Origin of the sequence: Vallicoccus soli (assembly GCF_003594885.1) — a bacterium.
In the GTDB taxonomy this organism is placed as follows: domain Bacteria; phylum Actinomycetota; class Actinomycetes; order Motilibacterales; family Motilibacteraceae; genus Vallicoccus; species Vallicoccus soli.
This window is the reverse complement of sequence record NZ_QZEZ01000003.1, coordinates 143,476-166,914: the sequence shown is the minus strand read 5'-3', so window position 1 is coordinate 166,914 and position 23,439 is coordinate 143,476. Positions and strand designations below refer to the sequence as shown.

General features: G+C 77.3%; 27 protein-coding genes. 15 read left to right on the top strand and 12 right to left on the bottom strand.

Going from position 1 to position 23,439, the window contains the following annotated elements; genetic code table 11:
• Positions 1–75 precede the first annotated feature (75 nt).
• Positions 76–468, top strand: coding sequence for a DUF3140 domain-containing protein (locus tag D5H78_RS08990; protein ID WP_119950094.1), 393 nt, complete (start codon positions 76–78; stop codon positions 466–468).
• Between the two features lie 37 nt (positions 469–505).
• Here D5H78_RS08990 and D5H78_RS20260 read toward each other — a convergent pair whose 3' ends face one another.
• The 5 genes from D5H78_RS20260 to D5H78_RS08965 all read right to left on the bottom strand — a co-directional run bounded on the left by D5H78_RS20260 (position 506) and on the right by D5H78_RS08965 (position 6,452).
• On the bottom strand, positions 506–2,056 hold the full coding sequence (locus D5H78_RS20260; RefSeq protein ID WP_119950093.1) for a methyl-accepting chemotaxis protein: 1,551 nt from the start codon (positions 2,054–2,056) through the stop codon (positions 506–508).
• Between the two features lie 112 nt (positions 2,057–2,168).
• A complete protein-coding gene (locus tag D5H78_RS08980; protein WP_218566411.1) occupies positions 2,169–3,215 on the bottom strand; it encodes an SIS domain-containing protein in 1,047 nt (348 codons plus the stop codon).
• Positions 3,212–4,465 carry an N-acetylglucosamine-6-phosphate deacetylase gene (nagA, locus tag D5H78_RS08975; protein WP_218566410.1) on the bottom strand — a complete coding sequence of 418 codons (1,254 nt, stop codon included), beginning with the start codon at positions 4,463–4,465 and terminating at the stop codon, positions 3,212–3,214. Before nagA ends, D5H78_RS08980 begins: the two co-directional genes overlap by 4 nt.
• Entirely contained in the window at positions 4,462–5,712 is a 1,251-nt protein-coding gene (locus D5H78_RS08970) for a PTS transporter subunit EIIC (protein ID WP_119950091.1), read from the bottom strand. Before D5H78_RS08970 ends, nagA begins: the two co-directional genes overlap by 4 nt.
• On the bottom strand, positions 5,709–6,452 hold the full coding sequence (locus tag D5H78_RS08965) for a GntR family transcriptional regulator (protein ID WP_218566409.1): 744 nt from the start codon (positions 6,450–6,452) through the stop codon (positions 5,709–5,711). Before D5H78_RS08965 ends, D5H78_RS08970 begins: the two co-directional genes overlap by 4 nt.
• 166 nt (positions 6,453–6,618) lie before the next feature.
• Between D5H78_RS08965 and D5H78_RS08960 the strand changes: the two genes are divergently transcribed.
• From D5H78_RS08960 to D5H78_RS08925, 8 genes are all read left to right on the top strand, one after another.
• Positions 6,619–6,849 carry a PTS sugar transporter subunit IIB gene (locus D5H78_RS08960; protein ID WP_119950090.1) on the top strand — a complete coding sequence of 77 codons (231 nt, stop codon included), beginning with the start codon at positions 6,619–6,621 and terminating at the stop codon, positions 6,847–6,849.
• Positions 6,846–7,307, top strand: coding sequence for a PTS sugar transporter subunit IIA (locus tag D5H78_RS08955; protein WP_119950089.1), 462 nt, complete (start codon positions 6,846–6,848; stop codon positions 7,305–7,307). The genes D5H78_RS08960 and D5H78_RS08955 overlap by 4 nt, the downstream gene beginning before the upstream one ends.
• Before the next feature lie 56 nt (positions 7,308–7,363).
• Positions 7,364–8,869, top strand: a complete 1,506-nt coding sequence (locus D5H78_RS08950) for an aromatic amino acid lyase (RefSeq protein ID WP_165865673.1) — start codon at positions 7,364–7,366, stop codon at positions 8,867–8,869.
• Between the two features lie 141 nt (positions 8,870–9,010).
• Positions 9,011–9,976, top strand: a complete 966-nt coding sequence (locus tag D5H78_RS08945) for an ABC transporter ATP-binding protein (protein WP_119950087.1) — start codon at positions 9,011–9,013, stop codon at positions 9,974–9,976.
• Complete coding sequence (locus tag D5H78_RS08940; protein WP_119950086.1) at positions 9,973–10,629, top strand: ABC transporter permease; 657 nt, start codon at positions 9,973–9,975, stop codon at positions 10,627–10,629. Before D5H78_RS08945 ends, D5H78_RS08940 begins: the two co-directional genes overlap by 4 nt.
• Positions 10,626–11,336, top strand: coding sequence for an ABC transporter permease (locus tag D5H78_RS08935; protein ID WP_119950085.1), 711 nt, complete (start codon positions 10,626–10,628; stop codon positions 11,334–11,336). Before D5H78_RS08940 ends, D5H78_RS08935 begins: the two co-directional genes overlap by 4 nt.
• Positions 11,333–12,265: an ABC transporter substrate-binding protein gene (locus D5H78_RS08930; protein WP_119950084.1), complete on the top strand. Its 933-nt coding sequence runs from the start codon at positions 11,333–11,335 to the stop codon at positions 12,263–12,265. Before D5H78_RS08935 ends, D5H78_RS08930 begins: the two co-directional genes overlap by 4 nt.
• Positions 12,266–12,332: 67 nt before the next feature.
• Positions 12,333–12,872 carry a YbhB/YbcL family Raf kinase inhibitor-like protein gene (locus D5H78_RS08925; RefSeq protein WP_119950083.1) on the top strand — a complete coding sequence of 180 codons (540 nt, stop codon included), beginning with the start codon at positions 12,333–12,335 and terminating at the stop codon, positions 12,870–12,872.
• 36 nt (positions 12,873–12,908) lie between these two features.
• Here D5H78_RS08925 and uraD read toward each other — a convergent pair whose 3' ends face one another.
• A complete protein-coding gene (gene uraD, locus D5H78_RS08920) occupies positions 12,909–13,427 on the bottom strand; it encodes a 2-oxo-4-hydroxy-4-carboxy-5-ureidoimidazoline decarboxylase (protein ID WP_218566408.1) in 519 nt (172 codons plus the stop codon).
• A 177-nt stretch (positions 13,428–13,604) separates the two neighbouring features.
• Here uraD and D5H78_RS08915 point away from each other — a divergent pair, with 177 nt between their 5' ends.
• The 3 genes from D5H78_RS08915 (at position 13,605) to D5H78_RS08905 (ending at position 15,632) form a co-directional block, all read left to right on the top strand.
• Complete coding sequence (locus D5H78_RS08915) at positions 13,605–13,877, top strand: DUF5302 domain-containing protein (RefSeq protein ID WP_133412025.1); 273 nt, start codon at positions 13,605–13,607, stop codon at positions 13,875–13,877.
• Between the two features lie 160 nt (positions 13,878–14,037).
• Positions 14,038–14,718, top strand: a complete 681-nt coding sequence (locus D5H78_RS08910; protein WP_119950081.1) for a hypothetical protein — start codon at positions 14,038–14,040, stop codon at positions 14,716–14,718.
• A 167-nt stretch (positions 14,719–14,885) separates the two neighbouring features.
• The gene (locus tag D5H78_RS08905) at positions 14,886–15,632 is read left to right on the top strand and encodes a SemiSWEET family transporter (protein WP_119950080.1); all 747 of its coding nucleotides are present in this window, start codon (positions 14,886–14,888) and stop codon (positions 15,630–15,632) included.
• Here the strand turns inward: D5H78_RS08905 and D5H78_RS08900 are convergent.
• Positions 15,524–16,945 carry an NAD(P)/FAD-dependent oxidoreductase gene (locus D5H78_RS08900; protein ID WP_218566407.1) on the bottom strand — a complete coding sequence of 474 codons (1,422 nt, stop codon included), beginning with the start codon at positions 16,943–16,945 and terminating at the stop codon, positions 15,524–15,526. The two genes, D5H78_RS08905 and D5H78_RS08900, sit on opposite strands and share 109 nt — an antisense overlap.
• A gap of 174 nt (positions 16,946–17,119) precedes the next feature.
• Positions 17,120–17,554, bottom strand: a complete 435-nt coding sequence (gene arfB / locus D5H78_RS08895) for an alternative ribosome rescue aminoacyl-tRNA hydrolase ArfB (RefSeq protein ID WP_218566406.1) — start codon at positions 17,552–17,554, stop codon at positions 17,120–17,122.
• Positions 17,555–17,672: 118 nt separating this feature from the next.
• Here arfB and D5H78_RS08890 point away from each other — a divergent pair, with 118 nt between their 5' ends.
• Both D5H78_RS08890 and D5H78_RS20255 read left to right on the top strand, forming a co-directional pair.
• Complete coding sequence (locus D5H78_RS08890; RefSeq protein ID WP_119950077.1) at positions 17,673–18,614, top strand: acyl-ACP desaturase; 942 nt, start codon at positions 17,673–17,675, stop codon at positions 18,612–18,614.
• Between the two features lie 70 nt (positions 18,615–18,684).
• Positions 18,685–18,813: a hypothetical protein gene (locus tag D5H78_RS20255; protein ID WP_281268682.1), complete on the top strand. Its 129-nt coding sequence runs from the start codon at positions 18,685–18,687 to the stop codon at positions 18,811–18,813.
• A 7-nt stretch (positions 18,814–18,820) separates the two neighbouring features.
• Here D5H78_RS20255 and D5H78_RS08885 read toward each other — a convergent pair whose 3' ends face one another.
• Together D5H78_RS08885 and D5H78_RS08880 are read right to left on the bottom strand one after the other, a co-directional pair.
• Positions 18,821–19,666 (bottom strand): alpha/beta hydrolase, encoded by an 846-nt coding sequence (locus D5H78_RS08885; protein ID WP_218566405.1) that lies wholly within the window; start codon positions 19,664–19,666, stop codon positions 18,821–18,823.
• 9 nt (positions 19,667–19,675) lie between these two features.
• Complete coding sequence (locus tag D5H78_RS08880) at positions 19,676–20,464, bottom strand: SURF1 family protein (protein WP_165865672.1); 789 nt, start codon at positions 20,462–20,464, stop codon at positions 19,676–19,678.
• Between the two features lie 117 nt (positions 20,465–20,581).
• Between D5H78_RS08880 and D5H78_RS08875 the strand changes: the two genes are divergently transcribed.
• Complete coding sequence (locus D5H78_RS08875) at positions 20,582–20,971, top strand: DUF3817 domain-containing protein (RefSeq protein ID WP_218566404.1); 390 nt, start codon at positions 20,582–20,584, stop codon at positions 20,969–20,971.
• A 21-nt stretch (positions 20,972–20,992) separates the two neighbouring features.
• On the opposite strand, the gene D5H78_RS08870 is transcribed toward D5H78_RS08875, so the two are convergent.
• Entirely contained in the window at positions 20,993–21,673 is a 681-nt protein-coding gene (locus tag D5H78_RS08870; protein ID WP_119950074.1) for a superoxide dismutase family protein, read from the bottom strand.
• A 59-nt stretch (positions 21,674–21,732) separates the two neighbouring features.
• Positions 21,733–23,406: an ABC-F family ATP-binding cassette domain-containing protein gene (locus D5H78_RS08865; protein WP_119950073.1), complete on the bottom strand. Its 1,674-nt coding sequence runs from the start codon at positions 23,404–23,406 to the stop codon at positions 21,733–21,735.
• Positions 23,407–23,439: the final 33 nt, after the last annotated feature.

The following is a 23,439-nucleotide window of genomic DNA, read 5'->3' as shown; positions in this document are numbered from 1 at the left end:
TGAGCGTTTTCAGCGGGTTCGGCAGGGAAGGTCCGTGCGACGGGGTACGACGCAGCGTGATCGGCGGGAGGCGGCATGGCGGGCGGGGACGGCGGCGGGGACAGCGTCGACGCGCAGGAGCGGGACGAGGCCTGGGACGCTTTCCGCGAGGCCGTGACCATGACGCCGAAGCAGCTCGAGGACTGGCTCGCGACGGAGGAGTCGCAGTCGGTCGGCGTGACCTCCGGCGGCGACAAGAAGACCGGCAGCGGCGGGGGCGAGTCCAAGGGCCACGAGTCCGGCCGGCTCATCGTCGAGATCCTGCGCAAGGGCAAGGGGTCCCTGGACGGTGACGACGTGGCGCAGATGAAGCGCGTGACGGCGTACGTCCACCGGCACCTGGCGCAGGGCCCGCCCAAGGGCGACGTCGAGCACTCTCGGTGGCGCTACAGCCTCATGAACTGGGGCCACGACCCCCTGCGCGACTGACGCAGGGGGCCGCGGCCCCGGGGACGTGGCGGTGCGGCTAGTGGCGCTCGAACTCCGAGGCCATCCGCGCCTGCTCCTCCAGCACGTCGGAGATCCGGGCCTGCACCGCGTCGAGCTGGCCGATGATCTCGCTCGTGCGGCCGATGCCGGTCGACACCGAGCCGCTGCTCGACTGGATGCCGGCGATCTGGTCCGCCACGCGGCCGGTCGCCTCGGCCGTCTCGCGGGCGAGGTCCTTGACCTCGCCGGCGACGACCGCGAACCCGCGGCCCACCTCACCGGCCCGCGCGGCCTCGATGGTGGCGTTGAGGGCGAGCAGGTTCGTCTGGTCCGCGATGCCGGAGATGATCTTGATGACGTCGCCGATCGCCTCGGACGCCTGCACGAGCGCGTCGACCGCACCGGTCATCGTGCGCGCCTGGTCGACGGCCTCGTCGGCCACCCGGCCGGCGTCCGTCGTCGCGGCCCGCAGCCGGTCGACGGTGTCGAGCAGCGCGCGCGCCGTGCGGGTGTCCGCCTCGGACCGGCGCATGATGTCGAGCCGCTGCGACACCAGCTGCTGCACCATGCGCAGCGCGTTGGCCCGCGAGTCGGAGAGCTCGATGAACTCCGTGGTGAAGAAGTCCATCGTGCCGAGCACCCGGTCGCCGCTCATGATCGGCAGGCAGACGCCGGAGCGGACGCCCGCGCGGCGCGCCGCGGGGGCGCGCACGCAGTCGGTGACCTCGGCCAGGTCGCGGACGAACACCAGGTCGCGGCGCGCCCAGGCGCGCCCCGACAGGCCCACGCCCTCGGCGAAGCTGGCGGAGAGGGTGACCCGGCGGAACTCCTCGCCGGCCGAGCCCGACTCGACCTGGAACCGCAGGACGTCCTGCTCCTCGTCGTGCGCCCAGAAGGAGCCGTAGGCCCAGCCGAAGGCCGAGCGGACCGTGTCGAGCGCGACGCGCAGCGCGGCGTCGGGGTCGGCGGCCGCGCTGACGGCGGTGATGACCTTCGTCACGGCGAGCCGGTCCTCGGCGACCTGGCGCACCTCGGCGGCGTTGAGCGCGGACAGGCGCGCGTGCGCGGTGATGCGCCCGATGGCCTCCCACTTCTCCGCGCGCACGCCGAAGAACGGCAGGTCGCCCTTGGCGTAGAACTCCTGGACCGCGACGACCCGCCCGTCCTGCAGGACGGGGATGCAGCAGCCGCCGCTCATGCCCTCGGTCAGCGCGGCCTCCCAGCGCTGGCACGAGACGCCCGGGCCGCGCTCGCCGTCGACGACCACCACGGGGCGCCGGGCGCGGACCGCGGCGCCGAGCAGGCCGTCGCCCTCGCCGATGACGCGCGCGCCGCCGGCCGCCCGGCCCATGACGCCCACGAGGGGACCGGCCTCGCTGGCCAGCTCGAACTGCCCGCGCCCGGCCGGGAGCCAGACCGCGCCGTAGTCCACCGACAGCGAGGAGACGAGCGACTCGACGATGCGCCGGTGCGCGTCGCGCTCACCGGTGACGCCCTGGTCGAGCGCGACGAGGACGGCCTCGAGCGCCTCGACGTCCCGGGGCTGGGGCGCGCTGGGCTGCGGGGCGGTACGACGTCCGAACGGCATGGTCGGGCTCCTGGTGCGGCGGCGGCGGCCTGTCCTCCCTCCATCGGCGCCCGGCGCCACGGCTTGAGCGTCGTGCACGACCGGTTCGGCGGGACGGTCAGGGGCCGGGCCGTCAGGCCGTGCGCGCCTCGGTCTGCGTGACCTTGCGCAGCCCGCGGGGGGCGTCCGGGTCGAGGCCGAGCTCGGCGGCGAGCCGCTCCGCGACGAGCTGGCCGAGCACCGCGGTCGTCACCGCCGAGAGCGCCTCGCCGAGCACGGGGCCGCGCACCCAGGGGTCGCAGTGCGCCCCGAGGGCCTCGTCGCCCCCGAGGCCGACGACCGCGGCCCCCGTGGCCGGGAGCGAGGCCGTGAAGGCCGTGAGGTCGGGCAGCACCGGCCCCTCGGTCGGGGCCACGACGACGACCGCGGTCGTCCCGTCCAGCACCGCGCGCGGGCCGTGCTGCAGGTCCGCGTACGAGAGCCCGCGCACCGGTCGCAGGCACGTCTCCTCGAGCTTGAGGCCGGTCTCCAGCGCGACGGGGAAGGTGAGGCCCCGGCCGGTGACCACCGTCCCGCCGCGGCGGGCGGCGAGGACCGACGCGGCGCGCTCGGCGGCCCCGCCCCGGCCGACCGCCTCCGCGACGGCGTCGGGCAGCGCCCGCAGCCCCTCCGGCTCGCGGCCGGTGAGCGCGGGCAGCAGCAGGCCGACGGCGACGAGGGCGGTGGTGAACGTCTTCGTCGCCGGCACCGCGCGCTCCGGACCGGCCTCGGTGACGAAGGCCAGGTCGGCCTCCTCGGTGAGCGGGCTGCCGGCGGTGTTGGTGACCGCGAGCGTCGCGGCGCCGCAGTCGCGCGCCCACCGCTGCGTCTCGACGATCTCGCCGGTGCTGCCCGACTGCGAGAGCGACACGACGAGCGTGTCGGAGAGGTCGAGCCGCGCGCCGTAGTGCGTGGCGACGCTGGGGGCGGCGAGCGCCGCCGGGACGCCGGCCAGGGCCTCGCAGACGTAGCGGCCGTAGACCGCCGCGTTGTCCGAGGTGCCCCGGCCCGCGAGCAGGACGCGCCGGCGGGGCCGGGCGAGGGCCGCGAGCTCGGGCACGAGGGGCAGGAGGGCGTCGAGCGTACGGGCGACCGCCTCCGGCTGCTCGGCGATCTCGCGCGCCATCTGGGTCGTCGTCATCGGTCGTCGCTCCCGCTGGGGTCGGTGCCGGTCGGTCCGGTGGTCGTGGCGGCGAGGAGCCCGCCCGGGTCGTGCACGGGGTGCCCGCCGACGAGGGTGAGGCGCACCTCGAGGGCGTCGTCGAGGACGACGAGGTCCGCGGGCGCGCCCGGTGCGACGCGGCCCGCGTGCGGCAGGCCGAGCAGCCGGGCGGGCGTCGCCGACGCGGCCGCGAGCGCGTCGGCGACCGGGACCCCCGCCCCGACCGCGCAGGCGACCGCGTCGCGCATGGTGAGGACGCTGCCGGCGATGGCGCCCGGCGCGCCGTCCTCGCCGACGAGCACCACCCGCCGGCCCTCCCGGCGGACCCGGAGCCCGCCGAGCGCGTAGTCGCCGTCGGGCAGGCCCGCGGCCGCCATCGCGTCGGTGACGAGGGCGACCCGGCCCGGCGCCGCGGCGAAGGCCAGCCGCAGCACCGACGGGTGCACGTGCACCCCGTCGGCGACGAGCTCCACGGTGACGTCCGGGCGCTCCAGCGCCGCCGCGACGGGGCCGGGGCGGCGGTGGTGCAGCCCCGGCATGGCGTTGAAGAGGTGGGTGACCGAGGCCATGCCCCAGCCGAACGCCTCGCCCGCCGTCGCGTGGTCCGCGTCGGTGTGCCCGAGGCTGGCGACGACCCCGGCCTCGACGAGGCGGCGCACGGCCTTCTCGGCCCCCGGCAGCTCCGGCGCCAGCGTCACCAGCCGGACCGCGCCGGGCTCGAGGAGCTCCTCGAGCTCGGCGGGGTCGGCGGGGCGCAGCACGGCCGGGTCCTGGGCGCCGCACCGGGCGGGGGAGAGGTACGGCCCCTCCAGGTGCGCGCCCAGGACGCGGGCGCCCGAGGGGCGCCCGCCGTCCTCCCGGGCCGCCGAGATGCCGCGGACGAGCGCGGTGAGCCGCTCGTGGGTGTCGGACACGGTGGTCGCCAGCAGCCCGGTCGTCCCGTGCCGCGCGTGGAACGCGGTGATGCGCGCCAGGGCGGCGGGCAGGTCGGCCGGGTCGGCCACGTTCACCTCGGCGCCGTCGCCCCCGTGCACGTGCTGGTCGACGAAGCCCGGGGCCAGGCGGTGGCCGGCGAGCGGGACCCGCCGGGTCGACGGGTGCGGGTCCCGGCCGGTGCCGACCTCCTCGACGAGGCCGCCGCGCAGCCGTACCCACCCGGGGGACGTCCGCTCGCCGACCGCGTCGACGAGCGTGACGTCCTCCAGCGTGAGCGCGGGGCCCTCCGTCACGGGGCAGCAGCCCCGGCCGTCTCGGCCCGGGTGGCCTCCTCGTCCCGGCCCGGGGTGCGCAGGTTCCAGCGCCGGATGACGGCGCGGAAGAGCACGTAGTAGATCGCCGCGTAGGCCAGGCCGATCGGGATGATGAGCAGCGGCCGGGTGGCGATGCCGAAGTTCAGCGCGTAGTCGATGAAGCCCGCGGAGAACGTGAAGCCGTCGTGGATGCCCAGCGCGTTGGTCAGCGCCAGCGAGGTGCCGGTGAGGACCGCGTGGATGACGTAGAGCGGCCACGCCACGAACATGAACGAGAACTCGAGCGGCTCGGTGATGCCGGTGAGGAACGCCGTCAGGGCGGTCGAGAGCATGACGCCGCCGACGACCTTCTTCTGCTCCGGGCGGGCCTCGTGCCAGATCGCGATCGCGGCCGCGGGCAGGGCGAACATCATGATCGGGAAGAAGCCGGTCATGAAGATGCCCGCGTCGGGGTCACCGGCGAAGAAGCGGTTGAGGTCGCCGACGGCGCCGTCGTACTCGCCGAGGGTGAACCAGACGAAGGTGTTGACGATGTGGTGCAGGCCCAGCGGGATGAGCAGGCGGTTCACGGTGCCGTAGACGCCGCCGCCGACGACGCTGTTCTCGCTGACGGCCTCGCCGAGGTTGGTCAGCCCGCGGTCGAACAGCGGGTAGACGAACGCCATGACGACGCCGAGCGCGAGCGCGGCGAACGCGGTGAGGATGGGCACGAGGCGCCGGCCGCCGAAGAAGCCCAGGTAGTCCGGCAGCTTGGTCCGGTAGAACCGCTGCCAGAGCAGCGCGGCGATGATGCCGATGAGGATGCCGGCGAGGACGCCGAAGTTGATGAGCTCCTGCTCCTCGCCCTCCGCGGCGGCCCCGAGGACGATGGGGGACATGGCGTCGAGGACGCCGTCGAGGACGAGGTAGCCGACGACCGCGGCGAGCGCGGTCGAGCCGTCCGCCTTCTTGGCGAAGCCGATGGCGATGCCGACGGCGAAGATGAGCGGCAGGTTCGAGAACAGGGCGTTGCCCGCTGCGCCGATGACGGCGGCGACGTCGTCGAGGAACGCGTTCTCCGTACGGCCGAGCAGGTCGTCCTGCCCCAGCCGCAGCAGCAGGCCCGCGGCCGGCAGCGCGGCGATGGGCAGCATGAGGCTGCGGCCGATCTTCTGGAGCACGGCGAGGCTCGCGCCGCGCCGGCCCCCTGACGTGCCGGTGTCGGTGGTGGCGCTGGCTGAGCTCATGGCTGTCCTTCCGTGGGGCGTTCGGGGGACGTGCGGTCCAGGGACATGGAGACGGAGTAGCGGTCGGCGCGGTACCACGAGGAGGTCACCTCGACGGGCCGCCCGGCCGCGCAGGAGACGCGGTCGAAGAGCAGGAGGGGGGCGCCGAGCGGCACCCCGAGGAGCGGCGCGTCGTCGGGCCCGGCGGTGACGGCGGTGACCGTCTGCTCGGCGCTGTCGATGACGAGCCCGTACCGGTCGGCGAAGAGGGCGTAGAGCGAGCCCTCGGCGTCCTCGCGCGTGAGGCCGGGGACGAGCGCGGGGACGTACCAGCTGTCCTCGAGGGCCATCGGCTCGCCGTCGGCCGTGCGGAGCCGACGCACCCAGACAGCGCTGTCCTGGCGGCGCAGGCGCAGCGCCGCCCGGACGTGCCCGGGCGGTGCGACCTCGGAGAGGCCGAGGACGGCCGTGCGCGGCTCGTGCCCGCGCCGGCGCATGTCCTGGGTGAACGAGGCGAGGTGCAGGCGGCTCTGGACCCGGCGCTCGGCGACGAAGGTGCCCTTGCCGCGCACGCGGACGAGGACCCCCTCGGCGACGAGCTGGCCCACCGCCTCGCGCACGGTGATGCGGCTGACGCCGTGCTCCTCGCACAGCTGGCGCTCCGAGGGCAGGGCGTCGCCGGGGCGCAGCCGCTCGGTGCACTCGCGCAGCAGGAGGAGGCGCAGCTGCTCGTGCTTCGGGACCGGGCCCTGGCTGATCAACGGCGCACCTCCCTCGGTGCCTCGGGGGCGTCGGCGGGGTCTTGTCGGTGGTCCTGGCCGCCGGTACTGTCCGGTCATGACCAGCGGCGCCACTGTGGCGCCCGACACCCTGCGTGTCAACCACCCGGGCCGGCGCCGGTCGGCCCGAGCACCGAGGAGGACGTCGATGGGCAAGGCGGAGCAGATCGTCGCGGGGCTCGGCGGGGCCGACAACATCGCCGAGGTCGAGGGCTGCATCACCCGGCTGCGCACCGAGGTCAACGACCCGTCCAAGGTCGACCAGGCGGCCCTCAAGGCCGCCGGCGCCCACGGCGTCATGGCCCAGGGGACGATGGTGCAGGTCGTCGTCGGCCCCGAGGCCGACTCGCTCGCCGAGGACATCCAGGACCTCCTGTGAGCCTCGAGGTCCTCGCGCCCGTCGCCGGGAGGGTCCTCGCCCTCGCCGACGTCGCGGACCCCGTGTTCGCCGGCGAGATGGTCGGCGCCGGGCTCGCGGTCGAGCCCGCGCCGGTCGACGGCGTCGTGGAGGCGGTGGCCCCCGTGGCGGGCCGGGTCGTCAAGCTGCACCCGCACGCGTACGTCGTCATGGCCCCGTCGGGCACCGGCGTGCTCGTGCACCTCGGGCTGGACACCGTGCGGCTCAAGGGCGAGGGCTTCGACCTGCTCGTCGCCGAGGGCGACGACGTGGTGGCCGGGCAGCCGGTGGTGCGCCAGCGCGCCCAGGTGGCCCGGGAGGCCGGGTACGCCCTCACGTGCCCGGTCGTCGTCCTCGACACCCCGCCGGGCGCGGTGCCCGCGGACGGCGCGGGCCGCGAGGTCGCCGCGGGGGACGTGCTCTTCTCCTGGGGCGGCTGAGGGACGCGGGCGCGCCGCCGCCGGATGGCGGGGCGCGCGCGTGCCAGGATCGCGGCGTGCGCCCGCTGGCCGTCGACGACCCCGAGGACCTCGACCGCGAGGCGCTGCTCTCGGTCGCGCTGGACGGGCGGGTGCCGGTGCTCGGCGAGCGCTTGCTCGACGGGCTCGCGCAGCGGCGCGCCGAGGTCCTCGCGATCCTCGCGCGGGGGCGCCCCGTCTACGGGGTCAGCACGGGGATGGGCGCGCAGAGCGGCGTGCGGCTCAGCGCCGAGGAGGAGGCCGAGCACCAGGGCCGGCTGCTCGTGGGGCGCGCGGCCGGTGGGCCGCCGTGGCTCGACCGCGCCGAGGTGCGCGCGCTGGTCGCCGTGCGCCTGCGCACCTTCCTCTCCGGCGACGCCGCCGTGTCGCCCGGGCTCTGCGCGCGCCTCGCGGGGCTGCTCGAGCACGACGTCGCGCCCGCCGTGCCGCGCCACGGCTCCGGCTCCGCCGGCGAGATCGTCCCGCTGGCCCACGCCTTCCAGGTCCTCGTGGGGCTCGGCGCGGTCCTCGACCGCGGGACGGGGGACCGCACCGTGCGCCTCGCCGCGCCGGTGCTCGGCGCCCTCGGCCTCGGCCGCGCGGGAGTGGGGCCCAAGGAGGGCATCGCCCTGCTCGCCGGGGTGCCCGGCGCGACGGCGCTCGCGCTCCTGCGCGCCCACGAGGCGCGCACGCTCCTGCAGCACGCCCTCGCGGTCGCCGCCGCCGGTATCGCCGTCGTCCGGGCGCCGCGCGACCCGTACCACCCGCTCGCCGCGCGCGGCGACGACCTGCTGGCGGACGTGCTGGAGCACCTGCGGGACCTCGCCGGCCCCGAGCCCGCGCCCCGCTCGGTGCAGGCGCCGGTCTCCTTCCGCGTCGCCGGTGCGGTGGCGGCGCACGCCCTGCGCGCGGCCGGGGCGCTGGAGGGCGCCGTCGACCGGGCGCTCGACGGGGTCACGGACAGCCCCGCCCACCTCGACGGGGGCCTCGTCGGCACGGCCGGCTTCCACGGCGTCGACCTCGCCGGGCACCTCGACGCGCTCGTGGCGGCCCTCGTGCACGCCGCCGAGGTGTCGGTGGCGCGGCTGCACCGCCTGCTCGACGAGGAGGTGACCGGCCTGCCGCGCCAGCTCACCGAGCGCCCGGGCCCGGAGTGCGGCCTCGTCGCGGTGCACAAGCGGGCGGTCGCGGCCGCCCACGCCGCCCGGCGCCTCGCCCTGCCCGCGGCGCTCGGCCCCGTGGAGACCTCGGGCGGGCAGGAGGACGTCCAGTCGTTCGCCTGGGAGGCCGCCGAGCAGGCGCGGCTGGCGCTCGAGGCGCTGCGCGAGGTGCTGGCCTGCGAGCTGCTCGCCGTGCACCGGGCCTGGCTGCTCGCGCGCCGCCCGCCGCCGGCCGGGGTGGCGCCGCTGCTGCGGGCGGTGGACCTGCGGGTCCCCGCGGGCCTCGGCGACCGGCCCTTCGGCGCCGACGTCGAGGAGCTGCGCGCCGCCCTGCGGGAGGGGCTGCCGACGGGTCCCGCCGGCGCCGGGGCCGCCCGCCGCTGAGGCGCTCGTCACCGCGCGCCGCCGCGCACCCTGTCAGGACCGCTGCGTAGGGTTGCGCGACACGTCCCGGCTCCAGAAGGAGGGCCCGCCGATGAGGCTGCCCGCGTGCTTCCTGTCCTCGCCGCGCGGAGGGACGGGAGGGTGATCCGCTTCGAGTCCGCCACCAAGCGCTACCCCGACGGCACCACCGCCGTCGACGCGCTCGACCTCGAGGTCCCCGCCGGCCGCGTCACCGTCCTCGTCGGGCCGTCCGGCTGCGGCAAGACGACCTCGCTGCGCATGGTCAACCGCATGGTCGAGCCGACCGCCGGGCGCGTGCTCGTCGACGGGCGCGACGTCATGGCCCAGGACCCCGCGAGGCTGCGCCTCGGCATCGGCTACGTCATCCAGCAGGCCGGTCTCTTCCCGCACCGCACCGTCGTGGACAACGTCGCCACCGTGCCGCGCCTGCTCGGCCGCAGCCGCCGCGACGCGCGCCGGCGCGCCCTCGAGGTGCTCGAGCGGGTCGGGCTGCCGGGCGCCTACGCCGACCGCTACCCCGTGCAGCTCTCCGGGGGCCAGCAGCAGCGGGTGGGCGTGGCCCGCGCGCTGGCCGCCGACCCGCCGGTGCTGCTCATGGACGAGCCGTTCAGCGCCGTCGACCCCGTCGTGCGGGGCCAGCTGCAGCAGGAGCTGCTGCGGCTGCAGGGCGAGCTCGGCAAGACCATCGTCTTCGTCACCCACGACATCGACGAGGCCGTCGTGCTCGGCGACCTCGTCGCGGTGTTCCGCGAGGGCGGGCACCTGGCGCAGGTCGACACGCCGCAGCGGCTGCTGGAGAGCCCCGCCGACGCCTTCGTGGCCGACTTCGTCGGGCGCGACCGCGGGTTCCGCGGGCTGTCGTTCGTCGACGCCGGCGACCTGCCCGTGGAGCCGTACGACGGCCCGGTCCCGCCCGAGGGCGGCTTCCGCCGCGGCGACCCGCTGCGCCAGGTGCTCGACCTGGCGATCAGCGCGCGCGACGGCTGCGCCGTGCGGCTCGGCCCCGACGGGCGCCCGGACGGCTGCGTCAGCCACGAGGCCATCGCGCGGCACCTGCGCGAGCGGCACGCGGCGGCCCGCGCGTGAGCGGGCTCGCGGACTACCTCCGGCAGAACGAGGACGCCGTGCTCGCGGCGCTGCGCGAGCACCTCGAGCTCGCGCTGCTCCCGGTCGTCGTCGGGCTGCTGCTCGCCGTGCCCGTGGGGGCGCTGGCGCACCGCTACCGCCTGCTCCGCCCGCCGCTGCTCGGCGTGACGAGCGTGCTCTACGCCGTGCCCTCGCTGGCGCTCTTCGTCGTGCTGCCGGGCATCCTCGGCACCCGGATCCTCGACCCGGTCAACATCGTCGTCGCGCTCAGCGTCTACACGTTCGCGCTGCTCGTGCGCACCGTCGTGGACGGGCTGGGCAGCGTGCCCCCCGCGGTCACCGCCGCGGCCACCGCGGTCGGCTACCGGCGGGGCAGGCGGCTGCTGCAGGTGGAGCTGCCGGTCGCGCTGCCCGTCGTGCTGGCCGGGCTGCGCGTGGCGACGGTGTCCAACGTGTCGCTCGTCAGCGTCGGCGCGCTGCTCGGGGTCGGCGGCCTCGGCGAGCTCTTCACCTCGGGCTTCCAGCTCGACTACACCCCGCCGATCGTCGTGGGCATCGTGCTCTCGGTGGCGCTGGCCCTCCTGCTCGACACCGCGATCGTCCTCGCGCAGCGCGCGCTCACCCCGTGGGTGCGCGCGGGGGAGGCGCGGTGAGCCTCGCCGGCGACGTCGTCGCCTTCCTCGCCGACGGGGCCAACTGGAGCCTCGACGACCCGTACGACGTGCCGAACCGGCTGGTCGAGCACCTGCAGTACACCGGCATCGCGCTCGGGCTCGGCGCGCTCGTCGCCGTCCCGCTGGGCCTGTGGATCGGGCACACCGGCCGGTTCGCGTTCCTGGCGATCAACGCCGGCAACGCGGGCCGCTCGCTGCCGACGCTGGGCCTGCTGACGCTCGTCGTCACCCTCGTCGGGCTGGGGCTCACCCCGGTCGTCGTCGCGCTCGTCGTGCTGGCCGTGCCCCCGCTGCTCACCGGCACCTACGCCGGGGTGCGCGCCGTCGACCGCGCGGCGGTGGACGCCGCGCGCGGGCAGGGCATGACCGAGCGCCAGGTGCTGCTGGGCGTCGAGGTGCCCATGGCGCTGCCCCTCATCATGGGCGGTCTGCGCGCCGCCACCCTCCAGGTGGTGTCCACCGCCACCGTCGCGGCGTACGTCGCCCTCGGCGGCTTCGGCCGCTTCCTCGTCGACGGCCTCGCCGTGCAGGACTACCCGCAGATGGTCGCGGGCGCGGTCCTCGTCGCGGCCCTCGCGATCCTGCTCGACCTCCTCCTCGCCGGCGTCCAGCGCGCCGTCGTGTCCCCCGGCGTGAGCGGCCGAGCGGCCGCCGCGCGACCCCGTCCACGGAAGGCGACCGCATGAACCTCACCCGCCGGGGCGTCCTCGCCGCCCTCGCCGCCTCCGCCCTCGCGCTCAGCGCGTGCGGCGACTCCGACGACGCCCTGCAGGGCGGCAGCGGCACCACCGACGGCGGGACGTCCGCCGCCGGCACCATCACCGTCGGCTCGGCGAACTTCCCCGAGAACGTCCTCCTCGCCGAGATGTACGCCGGCGTGCTCGAGGCCGCCGGCGTCACCGTCGAGAAGGAGCTCAACATCGGCGCGCGGGAGGTCTACATCCCCGCGCTGCAGGACGGGTCCATCGACCTCATCCCCGAGTACAACGGCGCGCTGCTCACCTACTTCGCCGAGGGCGACGTCGAGGCGACGGACTCCGAGAGCGTCTACCGGGAGCTGCAGGAGGCGCTGCCGGAGGGGCTGACGCTCCTCGAGCAGTCCGAGGCCGAGGACAAGGACACCCTCTCGGTGACCGCGGAGACCGCGGAGCGGTACGGCCTGGAGACCATCGCCGACCTCGCGCCGGTCGCCGGGGACCTCGTCGTCGGCGCGGGGCCCGAGTTCCGCACCCGCCGCCAGGGCCTCGTCGGCCTGGAGGAGGTGTACGGCGTGACCTTCGGCCAGTTCCGCCCGCTCGACGTCGGCGGCCCGCTGACCGTCGGCGCGCTCAAGGACGGCGAGGTGGACGTGGCCAACATCTTCTCGACCGACTCGTCGATCGAGACCAACGGCTTCGTCACCCTCGAGGACCCGGAGAACCTGTTCCTCGCCGAGAACGTCGTCCCCGTCATCAGCTCGGACAAGGTGACCCCCGAGGTCGAGGAGGCGCTCAACGGGCTGTCCGCGGCGCTGACCACGGAGAAGCTCACCACCGAGCTGGCCAAGGTCCAGGTCGACAAGCAGCCGGCCGAGCAGGTGGCGCAGGAGTTCCTCGAGGCCGAGGGCCTGCTCTGAGCCCGGGGCCGCTGGTGCCCGGGGTGCCCCGGGTGTCCCCGCGGGGCGGCGCGGGAAGGCCAGCGGCATGAGCCTCGACCGTCCTCGTGCGGAGGACCCGTACGCCAAGCTGCCCGCGGTCCCGTCGTTCCAGGTCGTCAGCGACGACCTGGTCGACGGGGCCCCGATGCCCCTCGACCACGTCGACGACGCCGCCGGCGGCGGGGGCGTCTCTCCGCACCTGCGCTGGAGCGGGGCGCCCGAGGGCACGCGCAGCTACGCCGTCACGTGCTTCGACCCCGACGCGCCGACGCCGTCGGGCTACTGGCACTGGTGCGTCGTCGACCTGCCGGCCACCACGACCGAGCTGGCGCGCGGCGCCGACGCCGACCTGCCCGCGCCGGCGTACGGGGTCCGCAACGACGGCGGGGACGTGACCTACCAGGGCGCGGCCCCGCCGCCGGGGGACGTGCCGCACCGCTACTACTACGTCGTGCACGCCGTCGACGTCGCCGAGCTCGGCCCCGGCCGCGACCCGAGCCCGGCCGTCGTGTCGTTCAACCTGGCGTTCCACACGCTCGCCCGGGCCGTGCTCGTCGCGACGCACCAGCAGCCCGCGCAGGGCTGAGCGGGCGCAGGACCGGCGCGCGCGGGCCGCTGCGGGTCAGCCGACCCGCAGCAGCCCGCGCAGGCGCTGGAGCGTGACCTCGCCGAGCTCGCGGCGCACCACCTGCCGCTCGAAGGCCGGGGCGTTCGTCGTGCGCAGCTTCGCGACGCCGACCAGCTCGGCCGCCCCGCGCCCCGTGGCGTGCACGAGGAACCGGTGGCCGAAGCGCTGCTCGTAGCGCTCCACGGCCCGCGCCAGCAGCGCGCGCGCCTGCGGGTCGGACCCCGCCACGCCGGCCTGCTCGGCGCGGGCCAGCGCCCCGGCCGACCCGGGGGGCACCTCGCCGAGGCGCGGGTGCGCGGCGAGGGCACGGTCCACCTCGTCCTCGGGCAGGGCTTCCAGCTCCGCGCGCGCGGTGGAGAGCAGGTGCTCCGCGGAGGCGTACGGGCGCCGGTCCGCCACCGCCGCCGCCCAGGCCGGGGCGGCGCAGCAGGTGAGGAGCAGGTCCACCACCCGGGCGCGGTCCTCGGCGTTGAGCGCGCGGACCGCGGGCTCGGGCAGGGCGTCGACGTCCACGGGCGGCCTCTCCGTACGGGTGCGGGGCGGGGGTGCGGGGTCCAGGGGCGCGGGTCCGGGGTGCGGGGTGCGCGGCCGCCCATGGTGCCCCCCCGGGCGGGGCCCGGCCGGTACCGGGTGGTGCCCGGCCCGGGCGCGGTGCCAGGGTGGGTCACCGCCAGCGACAGGGAGCACCGCATGAGCACCGAGCCGACCGCCCCCGCCGAGCAGGTCCCCGACCCGGCGCCGGCCGCCCAGGGCGCGAGCGAGCCCGGCGGCGCCCCCACGCCGCCCGCGCAGGGCGCGTCGGGCGGGGACGACGTGCGCCGGCGCTTCGAGGAGGCCCTCGAGCGCAAGCGCCACCGCCACGGCGGGGGCGCCGGCGAGGAGGGTGCCCGCCGCGGCGGCGCGCCGCACGCCTCGACCGGCCCGGCGCGCCAGCAGCGCCAGTTCCGGCGCAAGAGCGGCTGAGGCCCGCGGCTCGCAGCCGCGACCCAGGCCGCTCACAGCCCCCTGACAGGCCGGCCGCCGAACCTCGTGCGCAGGGCCGGCGGGACCGCCGCCGGCCCCCGACGGAGGGGAGCGGACCGTGCGCAGGACGACGGGCAGGGTAGTGGCGGGGATGGGCTTGGTGGCGCTCGCGGCGGTGGGGCTGGGCGGCACGGCCGTGGCGGCGACGGACGGCGCGAGCGCGCTCGCGGACCGGGTGGGCGCGGTGCGCGAGGCCCTGCAGGGCCTCGTCGACGACGGCACGCTCAGCGACGCGCAGGCCGACGAGGTCGCCGACGCGCTCGCCGACGCGCCGCTCGGGCGCGGGCCGGGCGGGCACCGCGGCGGTCCGGGCGGGCTCGGCGGCCCGCCGGCGCTGGACGCGGCCGCCGAGGCGCTCGGGGTCACCGAGGACGAGCTGCTCACGGCCCTGCGCGAGGGCTCCAGCCTCGCGGACGTCGCGCAGGAGCGGGGCGTCGAGGTGTCGGCGGTCGTCGACGCCCTCGTCGCCGCGGCGCAGGAGCACCTCGCCGAGGAGGTGCAGGAGGGCGATCTCACCCAGGAGGAGGCGGACGAGCGCGCCGACGGCCTGCGCGAGCGGGTCGAGGCGCTGGTCGAGCGCTCCGGTCCCGTCGGCGGCCCGGGTCGCGGCCCGCACGGGCCGGGCGGCTGGGGCGGCGGCAGCGACGGCGGCAGCGACGACGGCAGCGACGGCGGCAGCGACGACGGCAGCGACGACGGCAGCGACGACGGCACCGGGGGGAGCAGCGTGGACGGCACCCGGCCGTCGGCGGCCCGGCCCGGGCAGTGGGGCGTCGCCTGAGCGCCGCGCCGGCGGGGGCCGCGGACCCGGGACCGGGTGCCCTCGGGAGGGTGTGACCCACCCGACGCCGAGCGGGGGCTCCAGCCCGGGGCGGGGCCGGACGAGGGACAGGGGACCGCGTCACCGGGCGAACCCGGGGACGGACCCCGTGCCCGGAAGGACCCCCCGTGCTGCCCCCGCTCGACCTGCCCGTCGCCCTGCCCGCCCTCCCGCCGCTCGTCCCGGTCCTGGGCACCCTCGCGTCGGCGCTGAGCATGACGTGCGGGCTGCCGCAGCTGTGGCGCACGTGCGGGCGCGGCGAGGTCGCGGGGCTGCCGCCGGCGCGGTTCTGGCTGGGCGTCGCGATGAGCGCGTGCTGGCTGGTCTACGGGGTGGTGACCCTCGACCCGGCGCAGCTCGTCACCAACGCCGTCGTCGGCGCGATGGGCGTCGCGCAGCTCGTCGCGCTGCTCCGGCTCTCGGCCGAGGCGCGCGAGACCGCGTCGTCGTACGCGTCCGGCCTGGCCGCCTGGCTGGGGCTCGTCGGCGCGGCCGCGGTGTCGGGCGGGGCGGGTGCCGTCGGCCTGCTCGGCGCCGTCGTCGGCGTGGGCAGCACCCTGCCGCAGCTGCTCCACCTGCTGCGCGAGCGCGGGGCGGACGTCAGCGGCATCTCCCTGCCGGGCCTCGTGGCCACGGTGGCGTGCGCGGCGACCTGGGCGGCGTACGGCGCCCTGCGCGGGGAGGCCGCGGTCTGCGTGCCGGCCGCGCTGCAGACGGGCGTGCACCTGTGGACGCTGTCGCTGGTGGCGGCCGCCCGCCGGGCGGCTCAGTGCCGCCCGGAGACGACGTCGGCGACCCTCGCCACGGTCGACGTGGAGCCGCCCCTGGCCTCCTCGAGCCGGTCGGCCGAGCGGTACGCCGCGTACAGCGCCTGAACCCCGAGCCACCGCAGCGGCTCCGGCTCCCAGCCGCGGACCCGCCGGCCCACCCAGGGCAGGCGGGTCAGCGCGGTGCCCGCCGGGCCGCCGCCGAGGTGCGCGAGCGCGAGGTCGCGCAGGGTGCGCCCGGCGAGGTTGGCGGTGGCGACGCCGTGCCCGACGTAGCCGCCGGCCCAGCCGAGGCCGGTGCGCGGGTCGAGGCCGGCCGTAGAGCACCAGTCGCGGGGCACGGCGAGCACCCCGGACCAGGCGTGCTCGAGCGGCACGTCCGCGGCGGCGGGGAACATCCGCGCGAGCACCCCCTGCAGCTGGCGCACGGTCGTGGCGGGCGTCGCCCCGTCGGCGTCCGTCCGGCTGGCGTACCGGTACGGCACCCCGCGCCCGCCGAGCGCGATCCGCCCGTCGGCCGTGCGCTGGGCGTAGACGTACGCGTGGGCGGCGTCGCCGAGGGTCTCGCAGCCGTCCCACCCGATCGCGGCCCACCGGGCGTCGCCCAGCGGCGCGGTGACCACCATCGAGGAGTTCATGGGCAGCCAGGTGCGGCGCAGCCCGGGCAGCCGCGCGGTGAAGCCCTCGGTGGCGCGCAGGACGACGGGGGCGACGACGTCGCCGTACGGGGTCACGGCCCGCCCCGGCTCGACCCGCGTCACGGGCGTCGACTCGTGCACCGCCGCGCCGAGGCCCTCGACGACCGCGGCGAGGCCGCGCACGAGCTTCGCCGGCTGCACCCGCGCGCAGTGCGGCGTCCACGAGCCGCCGAGCGCGCCCTCGACGCGCACGCGGCGGGCGGTCTCGTCGGCGTCGAGCAGGACGTGGTCGGTGGCGCCCCAGGCGTGGTCCTCGGCCACCGCCGCCCGCAGCCGCGCGAGCTGCGCGGGGGTCCGCGCCACCGTGAGCTCCCCGCCCTTGACCGCGTCGCAGTCGACGCCCTCCTCGCGCGCGACCCGCAGCACCTCGTCGACCGTGGCCTCCATGGCCCGCTGCAGGGCGACCACTCCCTCGCGCCCGTGCGTCGCCGCGAAGCGGGTGCGGGTGCCGGCCAGCGCCGCGGTGACCCAGCCGCCGTTGCGGCCCGAGGCGCCGTACCCGCAGAACTCGCGCTCGAGGACCACGACGCGCAGCGCAGGGTCCGCGCGCAGCAGGTAGTACGCCGTCCACAGCCCGGTGTAGCCCCCGCCGACGATGCACACGTCGGCCTCGCGCGGGCCCGGCAGCGGCGCCCGGCGTGGCGGGAGGCCGGTCGCGGCGTACCAGAAGGAGACGGCGCCGTTGCGCGGCGCGGCGCTCGGCGGCAGGGCGGTCGACGGCACGGGGGACACCCTGCCACCCGGGACGGCGCGGCGCCGGGGGACCGAGTCAGTCCGGGAGCTGGGTGCGCCGGCCCGGCAGGCGCCTCTCGGCACGTGGCCGCTCGCAGCGGCGAAGGTTGGGCCCGGGGCCATGACCGGACCGGCGCCCCACCACCATAACCACCCGCGGGCCGGCTACTCCTCGCCCGCGCGACGGCGGCGCAGGTCCTTCGTGCGCGAGCGCGCGCGCTTGTCCTGCAGGCGCCGCTCCACCGCGCCGCGGCCCGGCCGGGTGGGGCGCCGCGCCCGCGGCGGCGGCGCCAAGGCCTCGCGCAGCAGCGCCGCGAGCCGCTCGCGCGCGGCCTCGCGGTTGCGCAGCTGCGACCGGTGCTCGGAGGCGGCGACGGTGAGGACGCCGCCGGCCAGCCGGCCCGCGAGCGCCCGCAGGGCCCGCTCGCGCAGGACCGGCGGCAGCGCGGGGGAGCGGGCGAGGTCGTACGAGAGCTCGACCCGCGAGTCCGAGGTGTTGACCGACTGCCCGCCGGGGCCGGACGCGCGGGAGAACCGCCAGCGCAGCTCGCGGGCGGGCACGACGAGCCCGCCCCGCACGCGTACGTCGTCCTGGTCCACCGGGCCAGCATGCCCGCGCAGGCTTGTGGTGCGCGTCTCGGGGGGAGGGGTAGCGGGTTGCGGGGAGCGTGACCTACGGTTGCGTAACCTACGCGGACGTAAGAAGGAGGTCGACCGCATGGCCGGTTGGACGCAGACCCAGCTCCTGCACGAGCTCGAGCCCGTCGTGGAGGTCGAGCTCGAGCGCCACCTCAAGGTGGCCAAGGAGTGGATGCCCCACGAGTACATCCCGTGGACGGAGGGCCGGAACTTCGACGGGGTGCTCGACGGGATGCCGTGGGACGTCACGCAGTCGAAGCTGTCCGAGACCGCCCGCACGGCGCTCGTGGTCAACCTCCTCACCGAGGACAACCTCCCGAGCTACCACCGCGAGATCTACGAGTCCTTCGGCGCCGACGGCGCGTGGGGCACCTGGGTCGGCCGCTGGACGGCGGAGGAGGGCCGGCACGGCATGGCCATCCGCGACTACCTGCTCACCACGCGGGCCGTCGACCCGGTGGCGCTCGAGCGCGAGCGCATGGTGCACATGACGCAGGGCTTCGAGAGCTCCTTCGACGTCGACATGCTGCACACGGTCGCCTACGTCTCCTTCCAGGAGCTCGCGACCCGCATCTCGCACCGCAACACCGGCAAGTTCAGCGCCGACCCGTTCTGCGACCAGCTCCTCGCGCGCATCGCGGTCGACGAGAACCTGCACATGGTCTTCTACCGGAACCTCATGGAGAAGGCGCTCGAGCTGGCGCCCGACGAGACCATGAAGGCCATCTGGGACGTCGTCTCGGACTTCCAGATGCCCGGCAGCACGATCGAGGGCTTCACCCGCCGCTCGGTGCAGATCGCCATGGCGGGCATCTACGACCTGCGCATCCACCACGACGAGGTGCTGATGCCGGTCCTGCGCAAGTGGAAGGTCTTCGAGCGCGAGGGCCTGTCCGGCGAGGGCGAGAAGGCGCGCCAGCAGCTCGCCGAGTTCATGCAGGGCCTCGACCGCAACGCGCAGCGCTTCGAGGACAAGCGCGCGGCGTACCGCGCCCGGCAGGCGGCCCGCGGGCAGGGCTGAGCCGCGCCCGGCCGGGGTAGGACGGGGTGCAGCGGACACCCCGTCCCCCCCGAGCCGATGGAGGCCCAGCATGCGCAAGATGATCACCCGCGCCGTCGTCGCCTGGGCGGCCCCCCGCGTCTACCGCGCGGTGCGCCGCCAGATCGACAGCCGCCGCACCGCCCGCACGGGGGCGCGGCCCTCGGGCGGGCGCTACTGAGCCGCCCTCAGCCGACGGCCAGCGCGGCGGCGAGGAACCGCAGCGCGTCGGGCGTGACCCGGTCCCAGTAGCGGCGCCGGTGCGCGCCCGGCGCCCAGGCGGCGACGGCCGGTCCGCCCCCGCCGACGCGCTCCGCGAGCTCCTGCACCGCCGGCAGCAGCGGGTCGGCGGTGCCGCACCACAGCCCGACCCGCCGGCCGTCGAGCGTCGCGGCCTCCTCGAGCAGGGCGTCGTCCCGCGCGACGGCCGGGCTCAGGGCCGCGACGGCGCGCAGCCCGCCCGGGCGCAGGGCGAGGGCGCGCAGCGCGCCGTACCCGCCCATCGACCAGCCGTAGGCCGCGGCCCGCCCCGCGTCGAAGCCGCGCTCCGCGCACCACCCGGGGAGCTCCTCGGCGAGCATGCGCTGCGGGTCGTCCGCGGCGCCGTCGCCCTCCCACCGGGTGCGCCCGCCGTCGGCGCCGGCGAGGACGAACGGCGGCGCCCCGTCGCGGACGGCCGCGGTGAGGAACCGGGCGAAGCCGAAGCGCTCGAGGTCGGCGGTCGTGGCGCTCGCGCCGTGCAGCACGAGGACGACCGGCAGCCCCGCGCCGTCGCCGTGCCCGTGGGGCGCCGCGGTCCAGAGGCCGACCTCGCGCCCGCGGGCGCGCGAGCGCACCCGCTCGAGGCGCACCCGGCCCTGCGGCACGTCCGGCACGACGCCCGCCGGGCCCTCGTCGGCCAGCTCGCGGGCGACCCGCCCGCGCAGCCGCCCGCCCGTCGCGGCGTCCGCGCCCACCACCGCGGCGCCCCCGACGAGCAGCCCCGCGCCCCCGGTGAGCAGCGCGCGCCGCGTCACCCCCCTCGACCCCGCCACGGATCCTCCTCAGCCGGTGGCGGCCCGGCCCCCGTCGGGCCGGCGCGACCACTCCTCGTACGCGGCATCCTCCAGCTCCTCGCGCCGCGTGCGCAGGGCGCTGCGCACGAAGGCGAGCCAGAAGCCGACCGCCGCGAGCCCGAAGACCCACCACTGGCCGACGTACGACAGGTTCTGCCAGCGCCCGGCCCCGCCCGAGGCGAACTGCGGCTCGCTCGTCACCAGCGCGAGCCGCGGCGGCGGGTCCTGCGTCGTCAGCTCGAGGAAGCCGTCGTAGAGCTCGCGCGGCGCGTACGGCAGCGCGACGTGCAGCTCGGTCGTCGTGAGCACCGGCACCTCGCCCGGTCCCGGGCGCGCGCCGCGGGTGGCGTCGAGCGCGCGGTCCTCGCTGGGGTGCAGCACCCCGGTGAGGCGGACCTCGCCGCGCGGCACCGCGGCCGCGGGGTCCTGCGCCGACGGGGCCCAGCCGCGGCGGACCACGACGACGCCGTCCGCGGTCCGCAGGGGGGTCACGACGTGCACGCCGACGCGGCCGTCGAGCTCCCGGCCGGGGACCACCAGCTGCTCCGCGGGGTCGTACGTCCCCTCGACGGCGACCCGCTGCCCGGCCGTCGTGCCGTCGAGCGGCGTCGCCGGGCCGAGCACCTCGGCGATCGGTCGGGCCGCCGCGGGGGCCACCGGCTGCGCGACGGACTCGGCGCGGAACGCCCGCCACTGCCACCAGCCAAGGACCGCGCAGGTGGTGACCGCCACGACGAGCAGGGCGTGCAGCGCCAGCCACCGGGGGGCGAGCAGCACGCGGAGCACCCTCCGAACCTAACCCGTCGCCCCACCGGGGGCCGCCCGCGCAGCGGGTGAGCAGCCGCACACGCGCGCGCGGGGCGCACCCGGGCGCGGCGGGCTAGCCTCGGTGCCGTGACCCCCGGCGCTCCCACGACCCCGTCCCGCACGGACCGCGCCGACCGCGGCGCGGGCGTCACGCCCGGCGACCTGCTGCGCTACCGCGCCATGGCCTACGTCACCGGCGTCCTGCTCCTCGTGCTCGTCCTCGTCGCGATGCCGATGAAGTACCTCGGCGACGACGGCACCCTGGTGAGCGTCGTGGGCATCGCCCACGGCTGGATCTACATCCTCTACGTCCTCGCCGCCGGCGTGCTCTGCTACAAGGCGCGCTGGGGGCTCGGGCGCTCGCTGCTCGTCGTGCTCGCGGGCACCGTGCCCTTCGCCTCGTTCGTCGCCGAGCGCAAGGTCGTCCACGCGCTGACCCCCGCCGGGCCCGCCCGGACCGGGGCGCCCGCCGCCTGACGCCCCGGCCGCGGAGGCCGCTCAGCGGCGCACGACGCCGCAGGCGATGCGGTCGCCCGCGTTGCCGGTGCTGCGCGTGACGGCGAGCGCGTCCGGGCCCGGCCGGTACTCGTCCGCGCCGCTGCCCACCGGGACGTTGCCGAAGTTGTCCTCGTCGTCGTGCAGGATGACCGCCCGGCCCTCGAGCTGCTCGGGGGAGAAGCGCGCGGTCGTGAAGGTCATGCTCACGGTGCCGTCGCGGTTGACGAGCAGGCTGGGCATGTCGCCCGCGTGGTACGCGTGGGGCTGGCCGGGGCGCGCGTAGTGCCCGCCGACGGCGGTGAACCAGGTGCTGCTCGGCGCCGACGGGTCCGCGACGCAGCCCGCGCCGTCGCCGTTGGCGTGGACGTGGAAGCCGTGGAAGGCGTTGAGCGGCGTCACCCCGCGCGGCAGGTCCAGCGACACCCGGACCTGGGTGCGCTGCAGGCGCGGGTCGTCGTAGAAGGCGACCGTGCCGACGGCGCGCCCGTCGGCCAGGCGCAGGGTGGTCCGGGCGTCGGGCCGCTCCGCCTGCGCGGAGCCGCCCGTCACGACGGCGGTGGCCGTGGCGGCGGCCGCCGCCGCGAGCCCGACCGCCATCCAGCGCGTGGGCAGGCCCCGGCGGGGGGTGCCCTGCTCGTGCGGGCCGTGCCGCGTCCCGCGGTCCTCGTGCGCGTGCTCCATGCCGGTGCCTCCTGGCCGAGGTGGGACGAGGGCCCGGGCGCGCCCCCGCCGCGGGCCGGTCAGCCCCGGCCCGGGGCCCCAGCCTGCTCCGCAGCGTCCTCCTCCGCCACCCCTCCGTCACGCACGACGAGCCGGCGGGTGGTGCGGACGGCGCCGAGCATCCGCCGGTCGTGCGTGACCAGCAGGAGGGTGCCCTCGTACGAGCCCAGCGCCTGCTCGAGCTGCTCGATGGCCGGCAGGTCGAGGTGGTTGGTGGGCTCGTCGAGGACGAGGAGGTTCACCCCGCGCGCCTGCAGCAGCGCGAGCGCCGCGCGGGTGCGCTCGCCGGGGGACAGGGTGCCCGCGGGGCGCAGCACGTGGTCGGCGCCGAGCCCGAACTTCGCCAGCAGCGTGCGCACCTCGGCGGTCGGCCAGTCCGGGACCTGCGCGGCGAAGGCGTCGGCGAGCGGCGCCGCGCCGACGAACGCGCCGCGCGCCTGGTCGACCTCGCCCACGACGACGGCCGGTCCCAGCGCGGCCGAGCCCTCGTCCGGCGGGAGCCGGCCGAGCAGGGTCGCGAGCAGCGTGGACTTGCCCGCGCCGTTGGGGCCGGTGATCGCGATGCGGTCGGCCCAGTCCACCTGCAGGTCGACGGGTCCCAGCACGAAGCCGCCGCGGCGCACCACCGCCCCGCGCAGCGTGGCCACGACGGCCCCCGCGCGCGGCGCCGCGGCGATGCTCATCTGCAGCTGCCACTCCTTGCGCGGCTCCTCGACCTCGTCGAGCCGCTCGATCCGGCGCTCCGTCTGGCGCGCCTTCGCCGCCTGCTTCTCCGTCGCCTCGCTGCGGAACTTGCGACCGATCTTGTCGTTGTCGCTCGCCTTGCGGCGGGCGTTCTTCACGCCCTTCTCCATCCAGGACCGCTGCGTGCGGGCCCGCGCCTCGAGCCCGGCGCGCGTGCCGGCGTACTCCTCGTACGCCTCGCGCGCGTGCCGTCGGGCGACCTCGCGCTCCTCGAGGTACGCCTCGTACCCGCCGCCGTAGACGTTGACCTGCTGCTGGGCGAGGTCGAGCTCGACGACGTCGGTGACGGTGCGGGCGAGGAACTCGCGGTCGTGGCTCACGAGGACGACCGGCGAGCGCAGCCCCGCGACGAAGCGCTCGAGGAGCTCCAGCCCGTCGAGGTCGAGGTCGTTCGTGGGCTCGTCGAGCAGGAGGACGTCGTAGCGGCTGAGCAGCAGCGCCGCGAGCCCGGCGCGCGCCGCCTGCCCGCCGGACAGGCTCGTCATGGGCGCGTCGAGCCCGACGGCGAGGCCGAGGTCGGCGGCGACCTGCTCGGCGCGCTCCTCGAGGTCGGCCCCGCCGAGGGCCAGCCAGCGCTCCAGGGCCACGGCGTACGCGTCGTCGGCGCCCGCGTCGCCGCGGGCCAGCGCCTCCGTGGTCGCGTCGAGCTCCTGCTGGGCGGCGGTGACGCCGGTGCGGCGGGCGAGCAGGGCGGCGACCGTCTCGCCGGGGCGCCGCTCGGGCTCCTGGGGCAGGTGCCCGACGGTGGCCGTCGGCGGGTCGAGGCGCACCGCGCCGTGCTCCGGTCGCTCGAGCCCGGCGAGCAGGCGCAGCAGCGTGGACTTGCCGGCCCCGTTGGCCCCCACGAGGCCCACGACGTCGCCGGGGGCCACGACGAGGTCCAGCCCGCTGAAGAGGCTGCGGTCCCCGTGCCCGGCGGCGAGGTCCTTGGCGACGAGGGTGGCGCTCACGAGCAGGCGACCCTACCCGCGCGGGGGCGCCCC

Coding starts and splice junctions, on each gene's coding strand:
- D5H78_RS08990 (WP_119950094.1), top strand. CDS start 76: ATGGCGGGCGGGGACGGCGGCGGGGACAGCGTCGACGCGCAGGAGCGG.
- D5H78_RS20260 (WP_119950093.1), bottom strand. CDS start 2,056: ATGCCGTTCGGACGTCGTACCGCCCCGCAGCCCAGCGCGCCCCAGCCC.
- D5H78_RS08980 (WP_218566411.1), bottom strand. CDS start 3,215: ATGACGACGACCCAGATGGCGCGCGAGATCGCCGAGCAGCCGGAGGCG.
- D5H78_RS08970 (WP_119950091.1), bottom strand. CDS start 5,712: ATGAGCTCAGCCAGCGCCACCACCGACACCGGCACGTCAGGGGGCCGG.
- D5H78_RS08960 (WP_119950090.1), top strand. CDS start 6,619: ATGGGCAAGGCGGAGCAGATCGTCGCGGGGCTCGGCGGGGCCGACAAC.
- D5H78_RS08930 (WP_119950084.1), top strand. CDS start 11,333: ATGAACCTCACCCGCCGGGGCGTCCTCGCCGCCCTCGCCGCCTCCGCC.
- D5H78_RS08925 (WP_119950083.1), top strand. CDS start 12,333: ATGAGCCTCGACCGTCCTCGTGCGGAGGACCCGTACGCCAAGCTGCCC.
- D5H78_RS08915 (WP_133412025.1), top strand. CDS start 13,605: ATGAGCACCGAGCCGACCGCCCCCGCCGAGCAGGTCCCCGACCCGGCG.
- D5H78_RS08890 (WP_119950077.1), top strand. CDS start 17,673: ATGGCCGGTTGGACGCAGACCCAGCTCCTGCACGAGCTCGAGCCCGTC.
- D5H78_RS20255 (WP_281268682.1), top strand. CDS start 18,685: ATGCGCAAGATGATCACCCGCGCCGTCGTCGCCTGGGCGGCCCCCCGC.
- D5H78_RS08870 (WP_119950074.1), bottom strand. CDS start 21,673: ATGGAGCACGCGCACGAGGACCGCGGGACGCGGCACGGCCCGCACGAG.